The 20,071-nt window shown below is 60.4% G+C and carries 20 protein-coding genes and 1 pseudogene; 11 read left to right on the top strand and 10 right to left on the bottom strand.

The window, feature by feature from the left end; translation table 11 throughout:
- Window positions 1-62: 62 nt before the first annotated feature.
- The 4 genes from dapB to grpE all read right to left on the bottom strand — a co-directional run bounded on the left by dapB (window position 63) and on the right by grpE (window position 4,771).
- Complete coding sequence (gene dapB / locus ACZ3GY_RS02050; RefSeq protein ID WP_465908768.1) at window positions 63-863, bottom strand: 4-hydroxy-tetrahydrodipicolinate reductase; 801 nt, start codon at window positions 861-863, stop codon at window positions 63-65.
- Between the two features lie 68 nt (window positions 864-931).
- Entirely contained in the window at window positions 932-2,059 is a 1,128-nt protein-coding gene (dnaJ, locus tag ACZ3GY_RS02045; RefSeq protein ID WP_225835108.1) for a molecular chaperone DnaJ, read from the bottom strand.
- A gap of 123 nt (window positions 2,060-2,182) precedes the next feature.
- Window positions 2,183-4,105, bottom strand: coding sequence for a molecular chaperone DnaK (gene dnaK / locus ACZ3GY_RS02040; protein WP_463563710.1), 1,923 nt, complete (start codon window positions 4,103-4,105; stop codon window positions 2,183-2,185).
- 99 nt (window positions 4,106-4,204) lie between these two features.
- Window positions 4,205-4,771 (bottom strand): nucleotide exchange factor GrpE, encoded by a 567-nt coding sequence (grpE, locus tag ACZ3GY_RS02035; protein ID WP_463563709.1) that lies wholly within the window; start codon window positions 4,769-4,771, stop codon window positions 4,205-4,207.
- Window positions 4,772-4,948: 177 nt separating this feature from the next.
- On the opposite strand from grpE, the gene recN reads away from it, so the two are divergent.
- Window positions 4,949-6,622 carry a DNA repair protein RecN gene (gene recN, locus ACZ3GY_RS02030; RefSeq protein WP_465908767.1) on the top strand — a complete coding sequence of 558 codons (1,674 nt, stop codon included), beginning with the start codon at window positions 4,949-4,951 and terminating at the stop codon, window positions 6,620-6,622.
- A gap of 69 nt (window positions 6,623-6,691) precedes the next feature.
- On the opposite strand, the gene fur is transcribed toward recN, so the two are convergent.
- Window positions 6,692-7,105 carry a ferric iron uptake transcriptional regulator gene (fur, locus tag ACZ3GY_RS02025; protein ID WP_225835115.1) on the bottom strand — a complete coding sequence of 138 codons (414 nt, stop codon included), beginning with the start codon at window positions 7,103-7,105 and terminating at the stop codon, window positions 6,692-6,694.
- A gap of 96 nt (window positions 7,106-7,201) precedes the next feature.
- Between fur and ACZ3GY_RS02020 the strand changes: the two genes are divergently transcribed.
- Entirely contained in the window at window positions 7,202-7,711 is a 510-nt protein-coding gene (locus tag ACZ3GY_RS02020; protein ID WP_225835116.1) for an outer membrane protein assembly factor BamE, read from the top strand.
- 88 nt (window positions 7,712-7,799) lie between these two features.
- Here the strand turns inward: ACZ3GY_RS02020 and ACZ3GY_RS02015 are convergent, their stop codons facing one another.
- Both ACZ3GY_RS02015 and ACZ3GY_RS02010 read right to left on the bottom strand, forming a co-directional pair.
- Window positions 7,800-8,129, bottom strand: coding sequence for an RnfH family protein (locus ACZ3GY_RS02015; protein ID WP_463563707.1), 330 nt, complete (start codon window positions 8,127-8,129; stop codon window positions 7,800-7,802).
- Entirely contained in the window at window positions 8,119-8,556 is a 438-nt protein-coding gene (locus ACZ3GY_RS02010; protein WP_225835120.1) for a type II toxin-antitoxin system RatA family toxin, read from the bottom strand. Before ACZ3GY_RS02010 ends, ACZ3GY_RS02015 begins: the two co-directional genes overlap by 11 nt.
- 205 nt (window positions 8,557-8,761) lie before the next feature.
- Between ACZ3GY_RS02010 and smpB the strand changes: the two genes are divergently transcribed.
- On the top strand, window positions 8,762-9,244 hold the full coding sequence (gene smpB / locus ACZ3GY_RS02005; RefSeq protein ID WP_463563706.1) for an SsrA-binding protein SmpB: 483 nt from the start codon (window positions 8,762-8,764) through the stop codon (window positions 9,242-9,244).
- A gap of 73 nt (window positions 9,245-9,317) precedes the next feature.
- Here smpB and ACZ3GY_RS02000 read toward each other — a convergent pair whose 3' ends face one another.
- Entirely contained in the window at window positions 9,318-10,100 is a 783-nt protein-coding gene (locus tag ACZ3GY_RS02000) for an FCD domain-containing protein (RefSeq protein ID WP_465908766.1), read from the bottom strand.
- A gap of 282 nt (window positions 10,101-10,382) precedes the next feature.
- Here ACZ3GY_RS02000 and ACZ3GY_RS01995 point away from each other — a divergent pair, with 282 nt between their 5' ends.
- From ACZ3GY_RS01995 to ACZ3GY_RS01970, 6 genes are all read left to right on the top strand, one after another.
- Window positions 10,383-12,077 carry an L-lactate permease gene (locus tag ACZ3GY_RS01995; RefSeq protein WP_465908765.1) on the top strand — a complete coding sequence of 565 codons (1,695 nt, stop codon included), beginning with the start codon at window positions 10,383-10,385 and terminating at the stop codon, window positions 12,075-12,077.
- 82 nt (window positions 12,078-12,159) lie between these two features.
- On the top strand, window positions 12,160-13,299 hold the full coding sequence (lldD, locus tag ACZ3GY_RS01990) for an FMN-dependent L-lactate dehydrogenase LldD (protein WP_465908764.1): 1,140 nt from the start codon (window positions 12,160-12,162) through the stop codon (window positions 13,297-13,299).
- Between the two features lie 3 nt (window positions 13,300-13,302).
- Window positions 13,303-15,015 (top strand): D-lactate dehydrogenase, encoded by a 1,713-nt coding sequence (dld, locus tag ACZ3GY_RS01985; RefSeq protein ID WP_465908763.1) that lies wholly within the window; start codon window positions 13,303-13,305, stop codon window positions 15,013-15,015.
- A gap of 322 nt (window positions 15,016-15,337) precedes the next feature.
- On the top strand, window positions 15,338-15,817 hold the full coding sequence (locus ACZ3GY_RS01980) for an Lrp/AsnC family transcriptional regulator (RefSeq protein ID WP_042554872.1): 480 nt from the start codon (window positions 15,338-15,340) through the stop codon (window positions 15,815-15,817).
- A 153-nt stretch (window positions 15,818-15,970) separates the two neighbouring features.
- The gene (locus tag ACZ3GY_RS01975; protein WP_465908762.1) at window positions 15,971-16,174 is read left to right on the top strand and encodes a DUF2788 domain-containing protein; all 204 of its coding nucleotides are present in this window, start codon (window positions 15,971-15,973) and stop codon (window positions 16,172-16,174) included.
- A gap of 62 nt (window positions 16,175-16,236) precedes the next feature.
- Window positions 16,237-16,635 carry a globin gene (locus ACZ3GY_RS01970; protein WP_465908761.1) on the top strand — a complete coding sequence of 133 codons (399 nt, stop codon included), beginning with the start codon at window positions 16,237-16,239 and terminating at the stop codon, window positions 16,633-16,635.
- Between the two features lie 8 nt (window positions 16,636-16,643).
- On the opposite strand, the gene ACZ3GY_RS01965 is transcribed toward ACZ3GY_RS01970, so the two are convergent.
- Entirely contained in the window at window positions 16,644-17,216 is a 573-nt protein-coding gene (locus ACZ3GY_RS01965) for a pseudouridine synthase (RefSeq protein WP_465909215.1), read from the bottom strand.
- A 111-nt stretch (window positions 17,217-17,327) separates the two neighbouring features.
- A pseudogene (locus ACZ3GY_RS01960) lies at window positions 17,328-18,254 on the bottom strand (LysR family transcriptional regulator).
- A gap of 125 nt (window positions 18,255-18,379) precedes the next feature.
- On the opposite strand from ACZ3GY_RS01960, the gene ACZ3GY_RS01955 reads away from it, so the two are divergent.
- Both ACZ3GY_RS01955 and lipA read left to right on the top strand, forming a co-directional pair.
- A complete protein-coding gene (locus ACZ3GY_RS01955) occupies window positions 18,380-18,775 on the top strand; it encodes a RidA family protein (RefSeq protein WP_463563699.1) in 396 nt (131 codons plus the stop codon).
- A gap of 130 nt (window positions 18,776-18,905) precedes the next feature.
- Complete coding sequence (lipA, locus tag ACZ3GY_RS01950) at window positions 18,906-19,958, top strand: lipoyl synthase (protein WP_465908760.1); 1,053 nt, start codon at window positions 18,906-18,908, stop codon at window positions 19,956-19,958.
- The last annotated feature ends 113 nt before the right edge of the window (window positions 19,959-20,071 follow it).

The raw sequence follows: 20,071 nt of genomic DNA, 5'->3' as shown, positions 1-20,071 counted from the left end.
TCCTTATTCACAAGGCTTGCAGATGAAGCCGGATGAGGCCAGTGACCTCATCCGCACTACGATCACTTCAGCCCCAGCACATCCTGCATGTCGTAAAGACCGACAGAGCGGTCGCGCAACCAGGAGGCCGCACGCACGGCGCCGTTGGCGAAGGTCATGCGACTGGAGGCCTTGTGGGTGATCTCCACACGCTCGCCGTCGGCAGCGAACAGCACGGTGTGATCGCCGACCACATCACCGGCCCGTACCGTGGCGAAACCGATGGTTTCGCGAGCGCGGGCGCCGGTCTGGCCTTCACGCCCGTAGACCGCGACCTTGTCGAGATCACGCCCCAGGGCATTGGCGACCACTTCACCCATGCGCAGCGCGGTACCGGACGGTGCATCGACCTTGTGACGGTGATGGGCCTCGAGGATTTCGATGTCCACATCGTCACCCAGCACCCGCGCCGCGGTATCGAGCAGATTCAGGCACAGGTTGACGCCCACGCTGAAGTTGGCGGCGAAGACGATCGGAATATCCTTGCCCGCTTCGACCAGCAGCTGCTTTTCAGCAGCGCTGAAACCAGTGGTGCCGATGACCATCGCCTTGCCTGCCTTTCGGCAGATTTCCAGATTCTTCAGGGTTACCGAGGGGTGAGTGAAGTCGATCAGCACGTCGAATTGATCGAGCACGCCCTGCAGATCACCACCAACCGCAACACCGAGTTTGCCGACAGCGGCCAGCTCGCCAGCATCAGCGCCCAACAACGTACTTTCAGGACGCGCCACTGCAGCACCAAGGCTGACACCTTCGGCCTGCTGCACGGCCTCGATCAGATTTTTGCCCATGCGCCCGGCGGCGCCTGTCACTGCAATACGCATATGCATCGCTCCAAACTGCAAGCGGCGAGCTACCGGTTCTGACCAATAGCCCGCCGCTCGTTGCCGAATTAAAGATCGCCGAAGAAACGTTTGACGCCTTCAAACCAGCCGTTGGCCTTGGGCGAGTGGGAACTGTTACCCGCCAGGGACTGACGAAACTCGTCGAGCAGCTCGCGCTGACGACGATCCAGGTTGATCGGCGTTTCCACCGCGACCTTGCACATCAGATCGCCAGCACCGCCACCACGCACCGGGGCCACGCCCTTGCCACGCAGACGGAACAGCTTGCCGGTCTGTGTACCTTCCGGGATCTTCAGCTTGACCCGACCGTCGAGGGTCGGCACTTCCAGCTCGCCACCCAGCGCCGCATCGGCGAAGCTGATTGGCACTTCGCAGTACAGATGCTTGCCGTCGCGCTGGAAGATTGCGTGTTCACGCACGTTGACGACCACATACAGATCGCCAGCCGGACCACCCATGGTGCCCGCCTCACCCTCGCCGGACAGGCGAATACGGTCGCCGGTATCGACACCCGCCGGCACCTTGACCGACAGCGTCTTGTGCTCTTCGACACGGCCATGGCCGTGGCAGGAGCCACAGGGGTCGGTGATCATCTTGCCGCTGCCGTGGCAGCGCGGGCAGGTCTGCTGCACCGAGAAGAAGCCCTGTTGCATGCGCACCTGGCCGATACCACCGCAGGTGGTACAGGTAACCGGGCTGGTGCCCTTCTTGGCGCCAGAGCCTTCGCAGACCTTGCAGTTGACCAGCGTCGGCACGCGAATGGTCACCGTGGTGCCACGCACCGCCTCTTCGAGATCCAGCTCCAGGGTGTAACGCAGGTCGCTGCCGCGCTGGGCACCGCCGCGCTGACCACCACGCTGGCCACCGAAGAAATCACTGAACACGTCGCCGAAGATATCGGAGAAGTTGGCACTGCCGCCGCCAAAGCCGCCACCGCCCCCCATCTGCGGGTCGACACCGGCATGACCGTACTGATCGTAAGCGCTGCGCTTGCCCGCATCGGACAACACTTCGTAGGCCTCGTTGGCCTCCTTGAAGGCGTCTTCGGCAGCCTTGTCGCCGGGGTTGCGATCGGGGTGATGCTTCATCGCCAGGCGGCGGTAAGCCTTTTTCAGCTCCGCCTCGCTGGCACCGCGCTCGACCCCGAGCACTTCGTAGTAGTCACGTTTAGACATGGGTTTCTAACACTCTCAAAATTCGTACCGTCCAGACACGCCAACGCGGGAGCAAGCCCCCGCGCGGCGGATCGCCCTGGCACACAGCAGTGCGGCAGGGCGCAAACACAGGCAAGCCGGGGCTTACTTGTTGTCCTTGACTTCCTCGAACTCAGCGTCGACCACGTCGTCCGCAGAGCCCTTGGTTTCACCGGCATCCGCCGCCGCACCGGCAGCACCTGGCTGCGGCTGCTCGGCATACATTTTCTGCGCCAGCGGCGTGGTCGCTTCGGACAGGGCATTCATCTTCGCTTCGATGGCTGCCTTGTCGTCGCCACGTACGGCAACTTCCAATTCACCCAACGCAGTTTCGATGGCCGCTTTCTCGTCCGCAGTGGCCTTGTCGCCAGCTTCGGTGAGCATCTTGCGGGTCGCATGAACCAGCTGATCGCCCTGGTTACGGGCAGTGGCCAGTTCTTCGAACTTGCGGTCTTCCTCGGCGTTGGCCTCGGCGTCACGCACCATGCGCTCGATCTCGTCATCGGACAGGCCGGAGTTGGCCTTGATCACGATAGACTGGGTCTTGCCGGTTGCCTTGTCCTTCGCGCCGACGTGCAGGATGCCGTTAGCGTCGATGTCGAAGGTCACTTCGATCTGCGGCACGCCACGCGGAGCTGGCGGAATCTCGGCCAGGTCGAACTTGCCCAGGGACTTGTTCTGACCGGCTTGCTTGCGCTCACCCTGCAGCACATGGATGGTCACAGCGCCCTGGTTGTCGTCCGCGGTGGAGAACACCTGCGACTTCTTGGTCGGGATGGTGGTGTTCTTGTCGATCAGCGCAGTCATCACGCCACCCATGGTTTCGATACCCAGGGTCAGCGGCGAAACGTCGAGCAGCAGTACGTCCTTGACGTCACCAGCCAGAACCGCACCCTGGATGGCAGCACCCATGGCAACGGCTTCGTCCGGGTTGACGTCCTTGCGTGCTTCTTTGCCGAAGAACTCGGTCACCAGCTTCTGCACCAGTGGCATACGAGTCTGACCACCGACCAGGATCACGTCGTTGATCGCACCAATGTCGATACCGGCATCTTTCAGCGCAATGCGGCAAGGCTCGATGGTGCGCTGCACCAGATCCTCGACCAGCGACTCCAGCTTGGCGCGGGAGATCTTCACGTTCAGATGCTTCGGACCGGTGGCGTCTGCAGTGATGTACGGCAGGTTGACGTCGGTCTGCTGGCTCGAGGACAGCTCGATTTTAGCCTTCTCGGCAGCTTCCTTGAGGCGCTGCATAGCCAGCGGATCGCCCTTGAGGCTCATGCCGCTTTCTTTCTTGAATTCGTCGACGAGGTAGTCGATCAGGCGGATGTCGAAGTCCTCACCACCGAGGAACGTATCGCCATTGGTAGCCAATACTTCGAACTGGTGCTCACCGTCGACTTCAGCGATCTCGATCACCGACACGTCGAAAGTACCGCCGCCCAGGTCATAAACGATCACGGTGTGATCGCCCTTGGCCTTGTCCATGCCATAGGCCAGCGCAGCCGCGGTCGGCTCGTTGATGATGCGCTTGACGTCCAGACCAGCGATGCGACCGGCATCCTTGGTGGCCTGACGCTGACTGTCGTTGAAGTAAGCCGGAACGGTAATCACAGCTTCGGTGACCGCTTCGCCGAGATAGTCTTCGGCGGTCTTCTTCATCTTCTTGAGAATTTCAGCCGATATCTGCGGCGGCGCCATTTTCTGGCCGTTGACTTCGACCCAAGCATCGCCGTTATCAGCCTTGGCGATCTTGTACGGCACCATCTGAATGTCTTTCTGCACGACTTCTTCGTCGAAGCGGCGACCGATCAGACGCTTCACCGCATACAAGGTGTTGTGCGGATTGGTCACAGCCTGACGCTTGGCCGACTGGCCGACCAGAATCTCGCCATCGTTGGCGTAAGCGATGATCGACGGCGTGGTACGCGCGCCTTCGGCGTTTTCGATGACTTTGACTTTGCCATTTTCAAGAATGGAGACGCAGGAGTTGGTGGTCCCCAGGTCGATACCAATAATTTTGCCCATTTTACTCTCCCGAAACTTTGATATAGCCGCAACGTTATCGTGACCGCTGCGGTAGCACTAATACGCTTGACTTAATAGATGGGGTCTCGGCCGCCGATTTCAAGCCTGCTCGTCAATGGACGGTGGCGCCTCGGCCGGAGCCTTGCTGACCACGACCATCGCCGGGCGCAGCAGGCGACCATTGAGCATGTAGCCCTTCTGAAACACCTTGAGCACGCTGTTTGGCTCGACGTTGGTGCTTTCCTGCAGCGCCATGGCCTGGTGATGCTCCGGGTTGAACGGCGCACCATGCGGATCAATGGCTTCCAGCTGATGACGCTTGAGGGTGTCGAGCAGCAATTTGAGCGTCAGCTCCAAGCCCTCGCGCACGGCCTTAATGGCCTCATCGTCCGGGCTCGATAACTCGAGACCGCGCTCCAGGCTGTCAACCACCGGCAGCAGATCGTTGGCGAATTTCTCGAGCGCGAATTTATGCGCCTTCTCGACATCCTGCTCAGCGCGGCGGCGCACGTTCTGCAGATCGGCAGCCATGCGCAGCGACTGATCCTGCGCAGCCGCCAGTTGCTCTTCAAGCGTTTGCACGCGAGCAATCAGGTCGTCACTCAGCGCAGCGTCATTCGCTTCAGCCTCGGGAGTCTGCGGATCCAGGTTCTGTTCGTCAGCCATGCATTTCTCCTTTGAATAATTCGACGAGCCTCAACTCGCGCGTCTGCGGCCTATATAAGGACGATTTGTAGGGTTTCAAGGGGAGCAAGCACATCGCAGCAGCATACGAGGGGCAGGATTGCCACCACGAGACAGAACACTGTATAAATAACCAGACAAATTCTCGGAGGCCTCGCCATGCTGGTGCACCTGTCCGTACACAATTACGCCATCGTCGAACACCTTGATCTCGAGCTGGATAAAGGCATGAGCGTCATCAGCGGCGAAACGGGCGCCGGCAAATCGATCATGCTCGATGCGCTCGGCCTGACCCTTGGTGATCGCGCGGACAGCGGTGTGGTACGCCCCGGAGCCGACAAGGCTGACATTCTCGCCAGTTTCGATCTGGGCGATATCCCCGAAGCCCACACCTGGCTCGCCGAGCGCGATCTGGACAATGACGGCCCGTGCATTCTGCGCCGCGTGATCACCGCCGAAGGCCGCTCGCGTGGCTACATCAATGGCACGCCCTGCCCCCTCGGCGACCTCAAGGCGCTGGGCGAGCTGCTGATCGACATCCACAGCCAGCATGAACATCAGTCGCTGCTCAAGGCCGACACCCATCGACGCCTGCTCGATGAATATGCCAATGCCCAGGAACTGGCCCGCCAGGTGCACCTCGCCGCCCAGCGCTGGAAGCAAACCCGCAGCGAACTGGAACGCCTCGCCTCACAGGGCGATGAGCAGCGCGCGCGCCATCAACTGCTTAGCTATCAGCTGGAAGAGTTGGAGAACCTCGGGCTCGGCGAAAATGAGCTGGAGCAGCTCGAACAGGATCACAAGGCCCTGACCAACGCCGAAGGCCTGCTCGCTGCCTGTCGCCAAGTCATCGAGCAATGCAGCGAGAGCGATGCCGGCAACGTACTGTCTGCCCTGACCAACAGCTTGAGCCGACTCAGTGGCGTCCAGGGCCAACCGGGCGCGCTCAACGAAGCTGCCAACCTGCTGGCCAGCGCACAGATCCAGGTCGAAGAGGCGGTGGGCGAGCTGAACCGCTTTCTCGATCATTTCGAGGCAGACCCTCAGCGACAACAACAACTTGAGGAGCGCCTGGACACCATCTATACCCTGGCACGCAAGCATCGCATTCACCCCAGCGAACTGCCCACCATGCAACAGCAGTTGTTCGACGAACTGGAAGGCCTGAATGCCGATGACCAAGCAACCGAACGTCTGAGCGAAGAACTGGCCTCCTATGGCCGACACTACCAGGAGAAGGCTGCCGAGCTGAGCGCCCACCGACACAAGGCAGCAGGCAAGCTGAGCAAAGCGGTGGAAAAGGAAATGCAGACGCTGGGCATGCCCGGCGGGCGCTTCAGCATTCAATTGCAGGAAAATACCAGCAACGAACCGAATGCGAATGGCCTCGAACAGGTGGAATTTCTGGTCAGCGCCAACCCGGGCCAACCCATCAAGGCACTGGCCAAGGTGGCCTCAGGCGGCGAGCTGTCGCGTATCAGCCTGGCGATCCAGGTGATCACCGCACAAACCTCACGGGTACCGACCCTGGTGTTCGACGAAGTGGACGTGGGCATCGGCGGTCCTACCGCCGAAGTCGTCGGTCAGTTGCTGCGCCGCCTGGGCGAGCGCGGCCAGGTACTCACCGTCACTCACCTGCCCCAGGTCGCCGCCCAGGGTCACCAGCACCTGTTCGTGCACAAGGTGCGCGGCAACAACGCGACCCGTACGGCCGTCAGCAAGCTGAGTGACGCACAGCGCATAGAGGAAATCGCCCGCATGCTCGGCGGCATCGACCTCACCGAAGAGTCACTGGCCCACGCCCGCAAGCTGGTCAGCAACGCGCAGAGCTAGCATTCGCAACACTTTATTACAGGCATGAAAAAGGCGACCCAGGGTCGCCTTTTTCATTACCGGTCGTACTTACTTTTTGACGCCAGTGGTACGCACGTACAGAACCAGATTGTGATCAACCAGTTCGAAACCGTGCTCACGAACGATTTCCTTCTGGCGCTTTTCGATTTCAGCATCGAAAAACTCGATCACGTCACCAGTGTCCACGCACACCATGTGATCGTGGTGACCGCCGTCAGCCAATTCGAACACGGCATGGCCGCCATCGAAGTTGTGGCGCACCACCAGGCCGGCCGCTTCAAACTGGGTCAGAACCCGGTAAACAGTAGCCAGACCGACATCTTCACCAGCCTCCATCAGAGACTTGTAGACATCCTCTGCGCTCATGTGGCGTTGTTCGGCAGAGTCGAGCATCTGCAGGATTTTGACCCGTGGCAGGGTCACTTTCAGGCCAGCTTTGCGGAGTTCGCTATTTTCAACCATGGTCTGCTTTCTCACGGAAGCGCTTCGCAGCTTCCCTTATTGCGGGTATGATCGGGGTTTACGTTGCCCAGCCAAGATAGTGGAAGACGCCCACCGATGCAAAAAACCAAACTCCTGCTGACCAGCCTCATGTTCATGGGGCTCATCGCACTCGCCGGTTGCTCATTCCCCGGGGTTTATAAAATCGACATCCAACAGGGCAATGTCGTCACGCAGGACATGATAGACCAGTTGAGGCCGGGAATGACCCGACGCCAAGTGCGGTTTATCATGGGCAATCCCCTGCTGACCGATACCTTCCATGCCAATCGCTGGGATTACCTGTACAGCATGCAGGCCGGCGGCAGCCAGCGGCAGCAAGAGCGCGTAAGCGTAGTGTTCAACGGCGACGACCAACTGGTCGGCTTGTCCGGTGACTTCATGCCAGGCGTCAGCCGCGATGACGCAATCCTCGGCCGCGATGGCGCGCCGCAGACGGCACCGACTCAGCAGCAGGACGAACCTGCAGCCCCCGGCTCGCTGCTCGAGCAGATCCAGCGTGATGTGGATAACGTCGAAACCGTACCGGTACCGACGCCGGAGCCACTGGAAACCTCTCCCCAGTAAGTGCTCCCGCATAAAAAAGCCCCGGCCAGTGCCGGGGCTTTTTTTGTGCTCGAACAGAGCAGCACCACATGATGCCCTTCGCCACACCTCAACGCTTGTCGCTGTCTCCCGCCAGCCTTGCCCGCTCGACAGCCTGGGCTGCCCGACGCTTGCGTACGTCCTTGGGATCAGCGAGCAGCGGACGGTAGATCTCGACGCGGTCTCCCTCTTCCAGCAGCCGAGTTTCGGGCGACGCCACCACCTTGCCGAATACCCCCAGGGGCGCACCAGCCAGATCAATATCGGCAACATGCTCCTGCAACCCTGACTGCACGGCAGCCTGGCGTACCGTGCTGCCAGCCGGCAGTTGCAGCGTTAAAAGAAACTGCCTGTCAGGTGCGGCGAAGACCACTTCCACCGACACCCGCTCACTGACCATGGAGTTCCTTGGCCCGCTGACAGAATGCATCGACCATGGTGTTGGCGGCCTGGTTGAACAACGGGCCGAGGGCCGCCCGCACGATCGGACCGGCGTAATCGAAGGTCAGATCGAGGCTGATCTTGCAGGCCTTGTCGCCTAATGCCTTGAATACCCACTGCCCATGGAAATGCTCGAAGGGGCCACTCTCCAGATTCAGCTCGATGGACTGACCAGGCACCAGCACATTGCTGGTGGTGAAACGCTGGCTCAGTCCGGCCTTGGCCACTTCCAGGCTGGCGCGCATGTGCGTGTCACTGACCTCGAGCACCTCGCTCGAGGCACACCAGGGCAGAAACTCCGGGTAGCGCGCAACATCGTTGACCAGGTCATACAGCGCTTGCGCCGGGTAAGGCAGCAAGGCCGAGCGTTGAATATGAGTACTCATAACGAATGAATTTCCACGGTTGGCGACATCACATTACCGCGACATCACAGGGCGATACGGCATGCGAACGGGCATCGACCACAAGACCAGAAGTACCCACATTGTCGAGGATTCGCCCTGATGGCTCAAGCGCACCGCTGCCGCGGCGGTTTTAGCGTGAGGATGCATAGCGCGCCGCCGCCATACTCCATATAATGCGCCGCCTATGGCTAAACAAACGAAACATCCGCAAGGCAGCATCGCGCAGAACAAGAAAGCGATGCACGACTTCTTCGTCGAGTCCCGCTTCGAGGCCGGCCTGGCCCTGTCTGGCTGGGAAGTGAAAAGTCTACGTGCCAACAAAGGCCAGCTGGTCGACAGCTATGTGCTGCTTAAAGACGGCGAAGCCTGGTTGATGGGTTGCCACATCACCCCACTGAAAACCGCCAGCACTCATGTCATCGCCGACCCGACACGTACGCGCAAGCTGCTGCTGAACAAACGCGAGCTGGAAAAACTGTTCAGCTCCGTCCAGCAGAAGGGCTATGCCTGCGTAGCCCTGTCCTTGTACTGGAAACAGCACCTGGTGAAATGCGAAATCGCTCTGGCCAAGGGCAAGAAGGATTTCGACAAGCGCCATACCGAGAAAGAACGCGACGCCGACCGCGAAGTGCAGCGTGCCATGCGCAGCAAGGGCAAAGACGAGTAAGTACGCGACTGGCCTACTCTGCTCCGGCCATGTAACTACTCTCTCCGCGCGTTCAGCACAGGCTGCCTAAACATCAAACCTTGGAGCCGGCCGCCGCTTCTCGGCGCTGTGCCCGCAATTCGCGGGCTTCCTGCTGTAAAGCACCAGCCAGAACTTCCTGCACATAGTCAATATGCTGATTGGATAGCTCTCGCGCATCCTCAGCCCGCCCTTCGATGATTGCGTCGTAAAGCGCACGGTGCTGTGCATTCAGCATGCTGCGCGTTTCGCCGCGCAGGGCATACATCCCACCGATGTTGGTGACCACATTGCGCTTGAGTAGAGCGAACAGACCACGAATGGTGTGCAGCAGCACAGCATTGTGGCTGGCCTCGGCAATTGCCAGATGGAAATTGGCATCAGCAGTCCCCTCCTCTGCTCGCGTCACCTCACCCGCTCGCCCGTAACAATCCTGCAAACGCTCAAAAGCTTCGCTCAGGCGCTGGCGATCTCTATCAGTCGCTCGCAGAGCGGCGTAGTAAGCGCAAGAGCCCTCGAGGGTATGCCGAAACTCGAGGAGGTCACGTTGTACATCGCTATTGTTCTCTAGCAGGTGCAGCAGCGGGTCGCTGAATGTTGAGCCCACGTTTTCACAGACGTAGGTTCCTCCACCTTGGCGGCTGAACAGCAACCCCTTCGCCACCAGCTTTTGGATCGCTTCGCGCAACGAGGGACGGGACACGCCGAATTGCTCTGCCAGAACGCGTTCAGCTGGCAAGCGTTCACCAGACTTGAGCGTCCCCTCAAGAATCATGGTTTCGACCTGCCCGGCAATGTCGTCCGACAAACGCCGCTGGCGCACCTGACCTACTTCCATTGCCACGTCCCCACTGAATAAGCCAAATCCCTATACGACACAGCGCCGCATGGACAGGAAGCGAACATTCTACGACCAAAGTCTTTATGAGGCGATTTGACAGGCAATTACACAAACTTTTACCCTGACGCTCACTGCATGTAAATTGGTATTACCAATTTACATGATCACAACAAAAACAATCGGTCGAGGTCATCTCATGTTGCCCCGCTATGTCACACAGCGCCCTAACGCAGTTTCCTCCAAACACCTATTGCGCCAACGCACGGAGTGACTGCCATCATGTCTACTGGAATTCTCGCTTTACTGGCGTTTTCACCAATTCTCCTGGCGGCACTTCTACTCGTTGCCCTGCGCTGGCCTGCCAAGCGTGCCATGCCATTGGTCTATCTGCTCACCGCAGCAATTGGCCTATTTGCCTGGGACATGAGCCTCAATCGTGTACTGGCATCCACTCTGCAGGGCCTGGTGATCACCATCGGTGTGCTGTGGATCATTTTCGGCGCCATTCTGCTGCTCAATACGCTCAAACACTCGGGTGGCATCCTCGCCATTCGTTCAGGATTTTCGACCATCAGCCCTGACCGTCGAGTACAGACGATCATCATTGCGTGGCTGTTCGGCTGCTTTATCGAAGGTGCTTCCGGATTTGGTACCCCAGCAGCGGTTGCTGCACCGCTGTTGGTCGCTATCGGTTTTCCTGCCATGGCTGCAGTACTGATGGGTATGCTGGTACAGAGCACGCCAGTCTCTTTCGGCGCCGTTGGCACGCCAATTATTGTCGGCGTGAACACAGGGCTGGATACGGCCACAATCGGTGCACAACTGATTGAAAACGGCTCGTCGTGGGATCAGTTTCTGCAGTTGATCACCAGCCAGGTAGCGATCATTCATGCGATCGTGGGTGTAGTTATCCCGTTGATAATGGTGATGATGCTGACTCGCTTTTTCGGTCAGGAGAAAAGCTGGAAAGCAGGCTTGGAAGCACTGCCATTCGCGCTCTTCGCCGGCCTGGCATTTGTGCTGCCGTATGCAGCAACCGGCGTATTGCTGGGGCCGGAATTTCCGTCACTGATCGGTGGGCTGGTGGGCCTGGCCATTGTCACCAGCGCCGCCCGCTGTGGTTTTCTGGTGCCGAAAAAGACCTGGGACTTCGCACCGGCGGACAAGTGGCCAAGCGAATGGTTGGGTAGCGTGGAGATCAAACTCGAAAACCTGAGTGCAAAACCGATGGGGGCAATACGCGCCTGGTTCCCCTATGTACTGGTCGGTGCTCTGCTGGTTATCAGCAGGGTCTTCCCTGGCGTCGGCGTTGCGCTCAAGGCGGTTGTCGTAGACTTCCCCAATCTGCTTGGTGAGACCGGTGTCAGCGCCAACTTCCAGCCGCTTTACCTGCCTGGCGGCATTCTGGTTGCAGTCGTGCTGGCGACCTTCTTTTTGCACGGCATGAAAGTTCGCGAGCTAAGTGCGGCGGTCAAGGAATCGTCCAGCGTACTGCTCAGCGCCGGCTTCGTGCTGTTGTTCACCGTGCCGATGGTGCGCATCCTGATCAACTCCGGCGTCAACGGCGCGGAACTGGCTAGCATGCCGATTCTTATGGCCCGCTGGGTGGCCGACAGTGTCGGAGGTGTTTACCCGCTGCTGGCCCCCAGTATCGGTGCGCTAGGCGCCTTCATCGCCGGCTCCAATACGGTCAGTAACATGATGTTCAGTCAGTTCCAGTTCGGGGTAGCAAACAGCCTCGGCATTTCCAGTGCGTTGATTGTCGCGGTACAAGCCATTGGTGCTGCTGCAGGCAATATGGTTGCCATTCACAACGTGGTTGCCGCCTCGGCCACGGTGGGTCTGCTTGGGCGTGAAGGAAGCATTCTGCGTAAAACCATCTGGCCGACGCTGTACTACGTGATCTTCACGGGTGTCATCGCACTGATCGCGATCTACCTGCTGGATATCAGCGATCCGTTGGTTGGCACCTGACCACAGCCTGTTAGTGCGCCCCGACAATGCCGGGGCGCTTGCCGTACAAAATCCCCTTTATTTTCTTGCGACGGGATAAACCATGATCATTTCAGCCTCCACCGACTACCGCGCCGCCGCCCAGCGTCGCCTGCCGCCGTTCCTATTCCATTACATCGACGGCGGCGCCTATGCCGAGTACACGCTACGGCGCAACGTCGAGGATCTAGCCAGCATCGCCCTGCGCCAGCGCGTGCTGAAGAACATGTCTGAACTGAGCCTGGAAACCCAGCTGTTCGGCGAGAGATTGTCGATGCCGGTCGTTCTGGCCCCAGTCGGCCTGACCGGCATGTTCGCGCGCCGCGGTGAAGTACAGGCAGCCAAGGCAGCAGCGGACAAAGGTATTCCCTTCACGCTCTCGACCGTTTCGGTGTGCCCGATCGAGGAAGTGGCGCCGGCGCTCAGCCGCCCGATGTGGTTCCAGCTGTACGTATTGAAAGACCGCGGCTTCATGAAGAACGCTCTGGAGCGGGCCAAGGCGGCTGGCGTGACCACCCTGGTATTCACCGTCGATATGCCGACCCCAGGCGCTCGTTATCGCGACGCCCACTCCGGCATGAGCGGCCCAAACGCCGCCATGCGCCGCATGCTGCAAGCCTTCACTCACCCGGCCTGGGCGCTGGACGTTGGCCTGCTGGGCAAGCCCCACGACCTGGGCAACATTTCCGCCTACCGCGGCAGCCCTACCGGCCTGGCCGATTACATTGGCTGGCTGGGCGCCAACTTCGATCCGTCGATTTCCTGGAAAGATCTCGAGTGGATCCGCGAGTTCTGGGATGGCCCAATGGTGATCAAGGGCATCCTCGACCCTGAAGATGCCCGCGACGCGGTGCGCTTCGGTGCCGACGGCATCGTCGTTTCCAACCACGGTGGTCGCCAGCTCGATGGCGTGCTATCCAGCGCTCGCGCCTTGCCGGCCATCGCCGACGCTGTGAAGGGCGACCTGAAGATCCTCGCCGACTCGGGCATCCGCAGCGGCCTGGACGTGGTACGCATGATCGCCCTGGGCGCCGATACCGTGATGCTCGGCCGCGCCTTCGTCTACGCACTGGCGGCCGCTGGCGGTGCGGGGGTGAGCAACCTGCTGAGCCTGATCGACAAGGAAATGCGTGTGGCCATGGTGCTGACCGGCGCCAGATCCATTTCGCAGATCAGCGCCGAGTCTCTGGTTCGGGAGCTCTGAGGCATGCCATCCATCAGCCGCGACACCCTGCTGGCAACCCTGCGTGAAGCGGTGGGTAGCGAGCATGTGCTTACCGACGAGCAGAGCACCCGGCGCTTTCGCAAGGGCCATCGTACCGGGGACGGCGGCGTGCTGGCCGTAGTACGGCCCAGCACGTTGCTGGAGCAATGGCGGGTACTGCAGGCAGCCGTCGCCGCCGATCGCATCGTCATCATGCAGGCGGCCAACACCGGCCTCACCGGTGGCTCGACACCGGATGGCAACGACTACGATCGCGAGATCGTACTGATGAGCACCCTGCGTATCACCGGCGTGCAATTGATCAACGATGGCGAACAAGTGGTGTGCCTGCCCGGCGCCACACTGGATCGCCTGGAACAAGCATTGGCGCCACTCGGCCGCGAGCCCCATTCGGTGATCGGCTCCTCGTGCATCGGTGCTTCGGTACTCGGCGGCGTGTGCAACAACTCGGGAGGTTCGCTGGTTCGTCGTGGCCCGGCCTACACCGAACTGGCGCTGTACGCGCAAGTGAAGGAGGACGGCACGCTGGAGCTGATCAACCACCTGGGCATCGACTTGGGCAACAGCCCCGAGGAAATCCTCACCCGCCTGCAGCGTGGCGACTACAGCCCGTTCCAGGTCATCAATGACGGCACTGGCAAGGCTTCGGACGGCAGCTATGGAGCGTACGTGCGCGACGTGGATGCGGATACACCGGCGCGCTTCAATGCCGACCCGTCACGGCTGTTCGAGGCCTCCGGCTCGGCTGGCAAGCTGTGCCTGTTCGCCGTGCGCCTGGATACCTTTCCCAAGGAGCCGAGCACCGTCTTCTATATCGGCAGCAACGATCCGCACGACCTCACCGAGGTGCGCCGCCACCTGCTCAGCCAGTTGCCGAGCCTGCCTATTGCCGGCGAGTACATTCATCGCACCGCCTTCGACATCGGTGAGAAATACGGCAAGGACACCTTTCTGGTCATCGACAGATTCGGCACTGCCAAAGTACCCGCGGCCTTCGCGCTGAAAAGCCGCGTCGATGGCTTCTTCGAACGCTTAGGTCTGCGTGGCGTAAGCGATCGGGCGATTCAGTTGCTGATGAACCTGCTGCCCAGCCATCTGCCCCAGCGCATGCGTAAGTATCGCAATCGCTACGAACATCACCTCCTCGTCCGAGTCGCCAATGACAGCCTGGAGCAGACCCGCACCTTTCTGAGCGAATACTTTGACCAGCGCACCAGCGGCGCCTTTTTCGAATGTGACGCCGACGAGGGCCGCAAGGCATTCCTGCACCGCTTCGCCATCGCCGGCGCGGCGATCCGCTATCGTGAGGCGCACCGCAACAGCGTCGAAGATATCCTCGCCCTGGATATCGCCCTGCGCCGCAACGACCGCGACTGGGTCGAGACGCTACCGGCAGCGATGGAGGAACAGATCATCCACAAGCTCTACTACGGTCACTTCTTCTGCCACGTGTTCCATCAGGATTACATCGTCAAGAAGGGCGTCGATCCAATAGCCATGGAGCACGCCATGTGGACACTGCTCGATGAGCGCCGCGCCGAGTACCCGGCCGAGCACAACGTCGGTCACCTGTATATCGCCAAGCCGGCGCTAGCGGATTTCTACCGCGAACTGGATCCGACCAACGCCTTCAACCCAGGTATCGGCCAGACATCGAAGAAGAAACATTGGGAGAAGTGCTGCGGCGGTCATTGAGACCCGTAAAGAAGAAAGGGGAGACCTCTCGGCCTCCCCTTTCGTAGATGTCCTGTGCTGGCAATTCTGTCGCCGCTTTCCTCGCCCGCCTGGTTGGGCAGTGCGGACCCGGGTGCCGTGACGACCCGGTTGGGTCGGCGGCGCCAGCTCTCCTGATTGGGCGAGCCGGGTGGACGTGTCGTCCGGGCCTTGAAACTGAGGTAAAGCTTACGCCCGACAGCGCGACCAGATATTGCAAACATTGCTTAAATAAGCATCGCTTGCGCAATTTAACGTTAATCCATCAATATTCAGCGCAAGCAAACAACAAGTAAGTCCGAGAATGAACAAACTAGACCGCTACGACCTTAACATTCTTGCCGAACTGCAACGCGACGCGACCCTGTCCAACCAGGATCTGGCCGAGCGCATCGGCCTCTCCCCCTCTCCCTGCTCGCGGCGGGTCAAGCAACTGGAGGATGACGGCTACATCGTGCAGCAGGTCGCCCTGCTGGATCGCAAGAAACTCGGCCTGAGCCTGACCGCCTACGTGCTGATCGGCATGGATCGCCATACGCCCGAGCGCTTCGAGCATTTTCAGGAAGAGATTCGCAAGTGCCCCGAAGTCCTGGAATGCTGCCTGGTCACCGGCATGGACGCCGACTATCAGCTCAAGGTGGTGGTGCCGGACATGGATCACTACCAGAAGCTGCTGCTCGGCACCCTGACCCGTATCGATGGTGTTTCCAGCGTGCGCTCGAGTTTCGTGCTGCAGCAGATCCTCTCCAGCACGCAACTACCTCTCCAGCACTTGCGCAGCTAAAGACCATACGACCAATAGGGAACTACGCATCAGGACCTGCCAGCGTGTAATATCCACACGCTTTATGTGCCTTGGGGCAGCGCCTCCGCCACGGCTCGCATGCGCCCATGGCGCCAGGGAGACGCAGCCTTATTTATCGCCGATGAGATCGTCATGGAACCGGAAGTTTTCGAAGAGCTGATGATGACCTTGCTGGTTAGCGGTTTGGTGCTGCTAATGGCATTCATCGTCTGGGATCTGGCGAAGCAGTCCAGGGCCGGTCTATTCGGCACCTTCACACTGTTCTTCACGCTGGGCCTGGGTGTACTCGGCTTTCTGATCAAGACACTGGTCATCGCCGGCCTGGAAAGTGTTTAAGCCAATAACGAAAAATACGGCGTATGCCGCGTTGCCCTGTTTGCTGCCCTATGGAGAAATACATGAACGCCACTGATCGCGTCATGCAGAGTTACGGACGCTGCTGTGCCAGTCCGGCTTTTTTCGACGATTTCTATCGGTATTTTCTGGACAGCTCGCCAGCAATTCGCGAGAAGTTCGTACACACCGACATGGCTGCGCAAAAGCTGCTGCTGCGTCAGGGAATTCTCAATCTGGTCATGCACGCCCGCGGCATGCCAGACAGCAAATTGCGCGCCCTGGGCTGCACCCATGCGCGGACAGCCATGGACATCCGCCCGGAGCTTTACGATCTGTGGCTGGAGTCACTGCTCAAAACCATCATGGAACATGACAAACAGGCTGACGCAGCCACCCTGCAGGGCTGGCGCGAGGTGCTGATCAAAGGCATCAGCGTCATCAAGGCCGGATACGACGGCTGACAGGGAGCCTATTGCTTGAGCGTGGCAGGGACTTCTCGCCACTCGCCCGGCTGCAATCCCTCCAGCGACCAAGGGCCGATACGCACGCGCACCAGACGCAGAGTTGGCAGCCCTACGGCAGCGGTCATGCGCCGCACCTGACGGTTGCGCCCCTCACGGATCACCAGCTCCAGCCAGGCAGTCGGTATGCTTTTGCGAAAGCGCACCGGCGGGTTGCGTGACCATAGTTCGGGATCATCAAGCAGACGCGCGCCGGCCGGCAAGGTTGGCCCGTCGTTTAGCTGCACCCCCTCTTGCAGTTGCTGCAGCTGTTCGGCACTGGGCTCGCCTTCGACCTGCACCCAATAAGTCTTGGCCAACTTGTGCTTGGGATCGGCGATGCGCGCCTGCAACTGGCCATCGTTGGTGAGCAGCAGCAACCCCTCGCTATCGCGATCCAATCGCCCGGCCGGATACACGCCAGGCACGGCGACGAAATCCTTGAGCGTGGCACGGCCCTGATCATCATTGAATTGGGTGAGCACGTCGAACGGCTTGTTCAGCACGATCAGGCGCGGCTCGGCAGGCGGCGCCTTGGGCACACGATACGGACGAGACGCGGGGCGAGAAGGTCGGGACATGCAGCAAGGCCATCGGGAAAGCGAGGCGCGCAGTTTAACGTAAAGGATCAGCGCCTGTTGCTGGCCCCGGCTCTAGCGCCCACTTCGATCAATGACCGGTGCGTGCAGCGCCATCAGCTCGATGACCCAATCGATGAACACCCGCAACTTGGCGCTGACGTGGCGGTTCGGCGGGTAGGCGATGTACATCGGCATCGGCTCGAACTGCCAGCCCTCGAAAACGGCGACCAACTCGCCGCGTTGCACATGCTCGCGCGACATGTAGTTCGGCAGCCAGAGCACGCCCAGCCCCGCCAAACCGGCGGCCAGATAGGCGTTGCCATCGTCGAGTGCCAGCACATAGCGCCCCTCCACATTGACGCTTTCGCCATCACGGTGCATGACGTACGAAAACAGCTTGCCGGCCCGCGCGCGCTTGAAACCGACGATGCGGTGGTGGCTATCGGCGAGCTCTTGCGGATGCGCGGGAGTGCCGCAGCGCTACAGGTAACTGGGCGTGGCATAGACCCCCGATTGCAGATCACCGACGCGGCGCGCCATCAGTGACTGGTCGGTGATCTCCCCGCCGCGGATCACGCAATCGACGTTCTCACCCACCAGGTCGATAAGGCGGTCGCTCACCCCGAGGTCGAGCTGGATATCGGGATAACGCGCATGGAAGGCCGGCAGCGCAGGTACCAGAATCATCCGCGCGAACGGGCTGGGCACATCCACGCGCAGCCGCCCGCGCGGCATGCTGGTGGCGTCCGAGAGGCTGGTTTCGGCGTCGTCCATATCGGCCAGCAGGCGCACCACCCGCTCGTAATAGGCAGCGCCATCGGCAGTGACGTTGACCTTGCGCGTCGTGCGGTTCAGCAAGCGTACACGCAGCCGCGCCTCGAGCTGCTGCACCAGCTGCGTGACGCTGGTCTTGCTCATGTGCAGCGTATCGGCCGCCTTGGTGAAGCTGCCGGCCTCCACCACCCGTGCGAAGGCCCTCATCGCGTCGAATCGATCCACTCTGCCACCGGTGATTATTTGGATTTCCCAAACAGTGTTGATCGAACTGGCCGGTTTATCCAGCGCGTCGGCACGCCTAGAGTGAACCCATCACTTATACGGGGCGATTGCCCAAAGGAGACGACATGACTACTCGCGACGTGGTTTTTCCCCCAGGCCGTCAGGCCCTTTATGAGCGCAACCGCTACTCACCGGCCGTACGCTCCAATGGTTTCCTGTTCGTATCCGGCCAGGTTGGCAGCCATCCCGACGGCTCCCCCGAGCCGGATCTGAAAGCTCAGGTTCGCCTGGCGTTCGAGAACCTCAACGCGGTTCTCAAGGCCGCCGATTGCACCTTCGATGACGTCGTCGATGTGACGGTGTTCATCGTCAACCCCGAACAACGTTTCGAGACCATCTGGGAGGTCGTTCCAGAGTACTGGGGCGAGGCACCGCATCCGAACATCACCTGCGTGGGCGTGACCTGGCTGTATGGCTTCCAGTTCGAGATCAAGGTGATCGCCAAGCTGCCAACAGCCTGATCGACGAACCTCCTGCACTCGGTAACGACGCGGACGGTCAGGCGCTTGCTGCGACGGTGTGTGATACACTTTGCGGCGGCCACAAGCTGCCCACCCGCCACCGCAGCCCCTACCGGAGCCGAGATTTTCGATGTCCGATACCGCCTCGCCCAAACCCGTTACCAGCGGCGACAAATTCCGCACCGTTCAGGGTATTACCGCCATCAAGGACGGCCAAAAGCGTCGTACCTCGAGCGAGCCCCAGGTTTATGAACCCAAGCCAAACTGGTTAAGGGTCAAGGCTCCGACCGGCAGTCGCTTCGAAGCGGTCAAGCGCAATGTCAGCGAGCACCGCCTCAGCACCGTGTGCCAGGAATCCCACTGCCCGAACATGGGTGAGTGCTGGTCAAACGGCACGGCCACGATCATGTTGATGGGCTCGGTCTGCACCCGTGCCTGCCGCTTCTGTGCGGTGGACACCGGTAACCCGAACGGCTGGCTGGACAAGGAAGAGCCACAGAACACCGCCAAGTCGGTGGAGCTGATGGCCCTGCGTTACATCGTGCTGACCTCGGTGGATCGTGATGACCTGCCGGACGGCGGTGCCGCGCACTACGCAGCCTGCGTCCAGGCAATCAAGGCCAACACGCCGCAAGTGGTCGTGGAAGCGCTGACCCCCGACTTCGACGGCGACCTGCCGTCCATCGAGCGCGTGGTGGATTCCGGTCTCGAAGTGTTCGCTCAGAACGTCGAGACAGTCGAACGCCTGACCCGCGAAGTACGCGATCCTCGCGCCGGCTACCGCAAGACCCTCGACGTACTGGCCCACGCCAAGCGCCATCGCCCGGACGTGCTCACCAAAACCAGTCTGATGCTCGGCCTGGGCGAGACCGACGACGAAGTGTTCGAAGCGATGGAAGATATGCGCGCCGTGGGCGTGGATATCCTCACCCTGGGTCAGTACCTGCAGCCGACCCGCAATCACCTGACGGTAAAGCGCTGGGTGAGCCCGGACGAATTCAACCGATTCCGCGAGATCGGCCTGCAGATGGGCTTCATGGAAGTGGCAGCCGGCCCTCTGGTGCGCTCCAGCTATCGGGCGGACAAGGTGTTCGAGAAGAACAATCTGGGCCTGGCAGCGCCAGTACCGGTGCCTGGGCAGCAGGTCAACACCAGCCTGATTCCTGCGCTGAACGTCAACTGATCACCTGGTATCGCTACGCTCAAGTTGACCAGGCTCATCCGTAGCCTGGCGTTGAGCGCAGCGATACCCAGGGAAACCGCTCTACGGCAACTGCGCTAGCGCAAAGTTCGCCG

The organism is Pseudomonas sp. PME37.24/006, assembly GCF_055556635.1.
Note: the sequence above shows the minus strand (reverse complement) of the source record. Positions and strands in the feature narration are given on the sequence as shown.